General features: G+C 68.6%; 6 protein-coding genes and 1 pseudogene. 4 read left to right on the forward strand and 3 right to left on the reverse strand.

What is annotated here, in order from left to right; translation table 11 throughout:
• The 3 genes and pseudogenes from AB0B40_RS37730 to AB0B40_RS37740 form a co-directional block, all read left to right on the forward strand.
• A pseudogene (locus AB0B40_RS37730) lies at positions 1-257 on the forward strand (dTDP-4-dehydrorhamnose reductase); the annotation flags it as partial.
• A gap of 467 nt (positions 258-724) precedes the next feature.
• Entirely contained in the window at positions 725-1,594 is an 870-nt protein-coding gene (locus tag AB0B40_RS37735) for a PIN domain-containing protein (RefSeq protein ID WP_362268133.1), read from the forward strand.
• Positions 1,591-2,439, forward strand: coding sequence for a hypothetical protein (locus AB0B40_RS37740; RefSeq protein WP_362268134.1), 849 nt, complete (start codon positions 1,591-1,593; stop codon positions 2,437-2,439). Before AB0B40_RS37735 ends, AB0B40_RS37740 begins: the two co-directional genes overlap by 4 nt.
• 386 nt (positions 2,440-2,825) lie before the next feature.
• Here the strand turns inward: AB0B40_RS37740 and AB0B40_RS37745 are convergent, their stop codons facing one another.
• Positions 2,826-4,268, reverse strand: coding sequence for an NF041680 family putative transposase (locus AB0B40_RS37745; RefSeq protein WP_345049639.1), 1,443 nt, complete (start codon positions 4,266-4,268; stop codon positions 2,826-2,828).
• Between the two features lie 331 nt (positions 4,269-4,599).
• On the opposite strand from AB0B40_RS37745, the gene AB0B40_RS37750 reads away from it, so the two are divergent.
• Positions 4,600-4,950 carry a hypothetical protein gene (locus AB0B40_RS37750; protein ID WP_030338236.1) on the forward strand — a complete coding sequence of 117 codons (351 nt, stop codon included), beginning with the start codon at positions 4,600-4,602 and terminating at the stop codon, positions 4,948-4,950.
• Positions 4,951-4,994: 44 nt separating this feature from the next.
• On the opposite strand, the gene AB0B40_RS37755 is transcribed toward AB0B40_RS37750, so the two are convergent.
• Together AB0B40_RS37755 and AB0B40_RS37760 are read right to left on the reverse strand one after the other, a co-directional pair.
• A complete protein-coding gene (locus tag AB0B40_RS37755) occupies positions 4,995-5,693 on the reverse strand; it encodes a transposase (protein ID WP_362268136.1) in 699 nt (232 codons plus the stop codon).
• The gene (locus AB0B40_RS37760; protein WP_362268138.1) at positions 5,657-5,848 is read right to left on the reverse strand and encodes a transposase; all 192 of its coding nucleotides are present in this window, start codon (positions 5,846-5,848) and stop codon (positions 5,657-5,659) included. The genes AB0B40_RS37755 and AB0B40_RS37760 overlap by 37 nt, the downstream gene beginning before the upstream one ends.
• Positions 5,849-5,990: the final 142 nt, after the last annotated feature.

A 5,990-nucleotide genomic window follows, 5' to 3' on the forward strand; every position in this document is an offset into this window, starting at 1 on the left:
CCGCCCTCCTGGAACTGGCGTGTAGCGACGCGGCCGGCGTCCACCATCTCGCAGGGCCCGAGCATGTGAGCCGTCACGAGCTCGGCATCCTCATCGCCAGGCGTGACGGCCTGGATGCCTCCCGGCTGCCCACAGGCCTGCGAGCCCACAGCACACTTCCCGGCGCCCTCGACGTACGCCTCGACAGCCGGGCCACCCAGCGGAAACTACACACCCCGCTGCGCGGTGCCCACCACTTCTGCACCACACCAGCGTGACCCCCAGCCCGACACTGCGGTGCCGGTCGCGCCGTGGGGCAGGCGCCAGTCAACGGTGATCGCGGTAAGAGCGTCCCCGCGGGCGTGGCCGCCCCGCCGCCCTGCACAGCTGGGGGATGTCACCATCCATGAAGTGCGGGTGGGTGGTCCTGCAGTTTCGGCGCCCCTCCAGCGGCGCACCCCGGCGGTCTCGCCCGCTGACAAATCGCCTCGACCATGATCCCTGCCGCCTCGTACCACTTCTCCTCCCCTGGAACGGGACGGCCGCCGCGCGAGGGAGCGAAACTCGTATCGGGCGTAAGCAGCGCTGGCAGGATGGGCCGGGACGGGGCGCACCGAGCCCCGTCCCGGGGGGAGAGAACAAGGGCATACTGAGAGCCGGAACGACCTGCACCGAGGCAATTGCTTTCCTGGATAACGATCTCGTGGGCGGGAGTCTCAACGACGTCTCCAACCGGATCCCTCACATGATGAGAACGGGCGCGGAAGCCGAGGCCGAGATGCGGGCCGTGCGCAAGCGGTACGACGAGTGGACCTGGAAGGCCGCCGAGGAGCTCAACCGGCGGTTCAGCGACCGGGAGATCGCGGGACATCTCCGTGCGGGCCGCTACCGGGCGATCCTCACCGCGCCGTTGGACGAGGCCCGGCTGATGATGTACGTGGAACTTGCCGAGCTTCAGGACTACTTCAGATCCGTGGCCAACCGGGTGCGTGCCATGCCGGAGCGGTACGGGCGCGCCGGTGCCGTGCGGTACGCGGTGCTGGACACGAACACCACGCTGCACTTCACGCGGTTCGACAATGTTCCCTGGCAGAAGGTGTTCGGGAAGGACACCGCGGTCATGGTGCCGCACGTCGTGGTCGACGAGATCGACGCCAAGAGCTACCAGACGGGGGACAAGAAGATCTCCCGGCGGGCGCGCGGCGTGTTCCGGTTGCTGGAGTCGGTGCTGGAAGCAGGGCCCGAGAAGGCGATCGCGGACGACGGAACCCCCGTGTTCATCGCGGCCGATGAGCCTGGGCACGCCCGCCTTCCTGTGCCGGACGACGAGTTGGTGGCCTCGGCACTGCGTCTGCACCAGGCCGTCGCTCCCCCGGAGGTGGTCGTCGTCAGCCGCGACATCGGCGTACGGACCCGCGCCCGCGCATGGGGGCTGCCTGCACGGCCCCTGCCCGACACGTATCTGATCGAGGGTGGCGAACTTCGCCGGCAGGAACTGGAACAGGCAGCCGGCGAGCTCGTGCCGGGCGGGGGCGTACCAAAGCAGCCCGAACCGAAGGAATCCGCCGCATCCTCCCCACGGCCGGCGGCACGTCAGGCAGGGAGCGGCTCGTGAACGAACAGGACGGACAGGACGAGCAGGACGGACGGGGCCGCCAGGAGCGTGCGGACGCGGTGGACCGCGAGATGGCCGCACGCCTGCTGCCCGGTCCTGTTTTACGGGCGCTGGGCCGCTGGTGGGAGGTGAATGCGTCGGTTTACGCGGACGGGACACCCGGCGCGCACACGATCCGCTATACGCCCAGCCGGTGGGCGCAGATCACTCCGTGGCCGGAGGCGCTGGCGCCCACCTCCGCAGGCGGTGACGCTGCGGTCAGCCGGGCAGAGGTGGTCTCGGCCGTCGCCGACGCGCTGCGGCGCGAGGCGTTCAGGGAGGCAATGGTCGCGACGTATGTGTGGGGCAAAGGAAAACGCGGCACTCCCGGCGGCAGCGGCCCGGCCACCCTGCATAAGATCCTGGCCTTCGACGGCCTGGACTCGGCGCTGGCCACCGCGGTCACCGCACTGCGCGAGCACGGTGCACCACAGGCGTACGCCGCGCTCCAGGGGCAGGTTCCCGGGCTCGGGCCAGCCTTCTTCACCAAGTTCCTCTACTTCACCGGCATCGCGCTGCCGCCCGTCGACGGCGTGCGGCCGCTCATCCTCGATCGGGTGCTGTCCAGACGCCTGAGGTCGATGGCCGCCACGGTCGGCCGCGAGAGCGGCCACGATGTGGACGGCTCGGTCGCCTCCTGGGTCTGGTCGGACGGGAACTGGTCGCCCCACCGTTACCAGGTCTACCTCTCCTTCATGCACGCCGCCTGCGGCCAGCTGGCCGCAGGCGACATCTGGCCGTCCGGTGCAGCCCCCGACCTGCTCGAGTGCGCATTGTTCACCACCAGCTGGGAGACATCCGGCTGACGGCACGCTGTGCCGGTACGGGACGCGGTGGGAACGCCATCTCTCGCCTGCGCGAAGGGCCTATCTTCTGCCGCTGTTCCACGCGATCGAGCAGGCCCGCGTTGAGCACGCCCTACCGGCAGCTGCCCGCCCCCGCAGCAGCGCCGCCCCGAATATCGAAGTGCTGCCATCCCAGGCAGGCCGACGAACGCAGAGCACGGCCGCCTGCCTGCATGGCACCGCCAGGAGTATTCAGAGCGCTCGACCAAGACAGCCGCGGGCCGTTGGCGCCCGTCCACGCGTCTACCGGCAACAGCCGCCGCCTGATCGAGGTCGGCCTGTTCACCCCCGCCGAATCCCTGGCCTACCTCACCACCACGCTGGCCGCCCGTAAGCTTGTTCTTTATCTACCAAGATCTTCCAGGCTTGCCGATGGCCTTGAGGGTCTCGGGGCGTTTGACGGTCTTGCCGACGTCGTAGCGGGGTGCCCGGTGTTTGTTCTTGGCACCGGGAGGTCGTCCGGGGCCAGCGCCTCGGGGTTTGGGAACACGGGCCGGGCAGGCGAGGTGAGCGCGGATGTTCCTGAACCCCCGGCGGACCCGGGCGGGGGTGAGCCGGTCGGGGGTGGCGGGTTTCTCCCAGGGGCGGCGGAGGTCTTCGGCGAGTGGCCGGGCGAGCCGGAGCTGGGTGTGAGCGACGATCAGGAGCCAGGTCCATCGGTCCGCAGCCTCGGGAATACGGAGTTTCGGGGTGGTCCAGCCCAGGGTCTGTTTCGCGAAGCGGAAGGTGTGCTCCAAGTCGAAGCGGCGGAGAAATGCCTGCCAGAAGCGGTCCACGTCGTCCGGGGTCGCACCGGTCTTGGAGGACCATAACCACACCGGCGGGGCGTCCCGGTCCTTCGACAGGTGCTCGACCTTCAGCCGGATCAACGTGCCTTCGACCAAGGGCAGTTCGCCGTCGTGGTCGAGCCATGAGGAGCGGTGGGTGAGCCTTGGGTGGACCCGGTCCCACGCCTGGGTTTCGGCCTTGCCGTAGTTGGTGGTGTCGGTGACGGTGGTGATCGCGGGCTCGGGCCAGGTCTCCGGCTTGGTGAAGCGGAATTCCGGGCCGTGCTTGGGCGGCCGGCCGTTCGTTCCCGGCCGGCGGGATGGTTTCGGCAGGCGCATGACACGGTCGGAGCGGACGCGGCCGACCAGCTCGACGGGCAGGTCACGCAGGACCCAGGCCAGACGGGTGACGTCGTAGCCGGCGTCGCTGACGATCACGATATGCGGGTCCCCGGTCTGCCACTGGCCCGCGGTGACGAGCCGCTCGACGACACCCCGCAACTGGGCAGCGGTGACCGCGGTGGCGTCGTCCGCCGGGCCGAGCCGGACCGCGTCCAGGATCGCGGTCCAGGACGTGGCGCCCGGCTCCAGCACGGCCACGAAGGAGTAGGGCCAGCCAGGAATGAACTGCGACGCCGTCTTCGCACGGCCGTAGACGTGGCAGAACAGCCGTTCCGCCGAGCACGGCGCGTCCGAGCGGAGCCACGGCGACACATCGACGGCAAGGACCAGGCGCCCGCCGTCGAAACGTGGCAGCGACAGCCCGGACAGCACCGTCCGCAGCCGGTCGACGTTGATCCGGCCGTGGTTGAGGCCGCCGTACATCGCGCCGTGCCCACGCCGGTGCTCGGGCAGCAGCGTCAGATCCACAGGGGACTTCACCGCGCCGTCCGTACACAGCACCGCGTCGGTGAGTTCGAACAACTCGTCGCGCCGCGCGGTCAGGCACTCGTAGAACTCGCCCCGCAAGCGTGACGCTTCCGCGAACGCTTCCCTCCGTACGGCATCAGGCAGCAGACTCACCCTCACGGCCTTCGTCTTGGTCAGTGCACCTTGGTCGGAGCACAGGATCAGACGAAGGCCGCCCCCACGTCCGGCGAATCCCCAGGTGAGCGACTCAGTTCGAGACACCGTTCGAGGTCGGAAGAAAAAGAACAAGGTAAGTGCCTGTTTTCAATCCTGAGCTGCGCGTTTGCCCAGCTCAGGAATCGAACGGTGTTGGTTCAGATGCTTGCCGCAAACGCTGGGAGCGTGAAGTTGTCGAAGTCCGCGTCATTCCCCCAGGGGGTCGTCCGATCGGACACCGGCCGCGTGCCGTGGGAACCTGGGCGGATGGCTGATCGTCCTCTTAGGCATGCCTCGCGTTCTCATTCTTGGAATCGACCCACGTGCAGTGCCCGGTATGGACGGAGACGCCCTTCGAGCGGCCCTCGACCAGGAACTGGCCCGATTCGGCGAACACGCCATCGATGCGTCCATGACGCTGATCGAGCTGGATGAGTCGGCCGAGCCGGCGATCGTTGCAGCGCTGTCCGAACACGACTGGGACGTCGTCGTCATCGGGGGTGGGATCCGCAAGCCGGAGCCGCTTCTGCCGCTCTTTGAACAGGTCGTGAATCTGGTCCGGCGTCATGCGCCGAAGGCTGCCATCGCGTTCAACACGAGCGGCGGCGACAGCGTCGAATCAGCCAAGCGGTGGCTGTGAGCCAGAAGTCCTGACAGGCTTCGGCGACGGTGGGAGAGTGGTGCTCAGGGCCGCGATCCGGGCCCGGTGACCTCTTGGTGGCACTGCTCGCCGTCAGGGCCGGGATGATCAGTCTCGTTGGGCCTCGCGGGAGGCTGGCTGTCCGCTCCTGCGGGAGCTTCGGCGGGTGATTCGCCTGGGTCATGAGGGTGATCGCGGCCCAGGTGATGAGCGATTCCGAGTGCTGGATGAGCCGCTCGTAGTCGTGCGCGTGTCGACGGGCGTGCATGACCCAGGCGTGTGAACGTTCGACGACCCAGCGCCGGGGGCAGGACGACGAACCCGGAGGCGTCCTTCGGGCGGCTGACGGTCTTGATCGTCAAGTTGAGGTAAATCTGCGCCCAGGTGACGAGCTGTCCGGCGTAGGCGGAGTCGGCCCAGACGATGGTGATCTCGGGGTGCATGAGCCGCAGCCGGAACAGGACTTCCTTGGCCGCGTTGCGGTCGGTCATGTCGGCTGGGGTGACCATGACGAACTGGGGCAGGCCCTTGGTGTCCACGACCAGGTGGCGCCTGCGGCCATTGATTTTCTTGCCAGCGTCGTAGCCGCGGAAGTCCTTGCCGACGGTCTCGGCGGCCTTGATCGACTGGGAGTCGATGACGGTGGCGACCGCGCCGGGCGCCTTGCCCATCTCGCGGCGGATCCGTTTGCGGAGCTGGTCACGGATCAGCCCGATGACGCCGGCGGCAGCCCAACGGGCCATGAATCCGTAACACGTGCGCCAGGGTGGGAATCCTTGGGCAGGGCCCGCCACTTGCATCCGTTGTCAACGACATAGCGGATCGCGTCCACGATCTCACGGCGAGGGTGCTTCTCTGGCCGGCCGCCTGCCTTCGTCTCGAAGGCCGGTGTCGGCAACAGCGGCTCGCAGGACCCATTCGTCGTCCCAGGTGTCGGAGGGGTAGCAGCGTCGCCGCGGCAACGGTTTTCCCTTCCCTCCAGGCGGGGCGGGGCCGGACGCGAAGCGGCCGGCCCCCCCGGGGCGGCGGCGATGTATTAG

This window comes from Streptomyces sp. NPDC042638, from assembly GCF_040647235.1.
Classification (GTDB): Bacteria; Actinomycetota; Actinomycetes; order Streptomycetales; family Streptomycetaceae; genus Streptomyces; species Streptomyces rameus.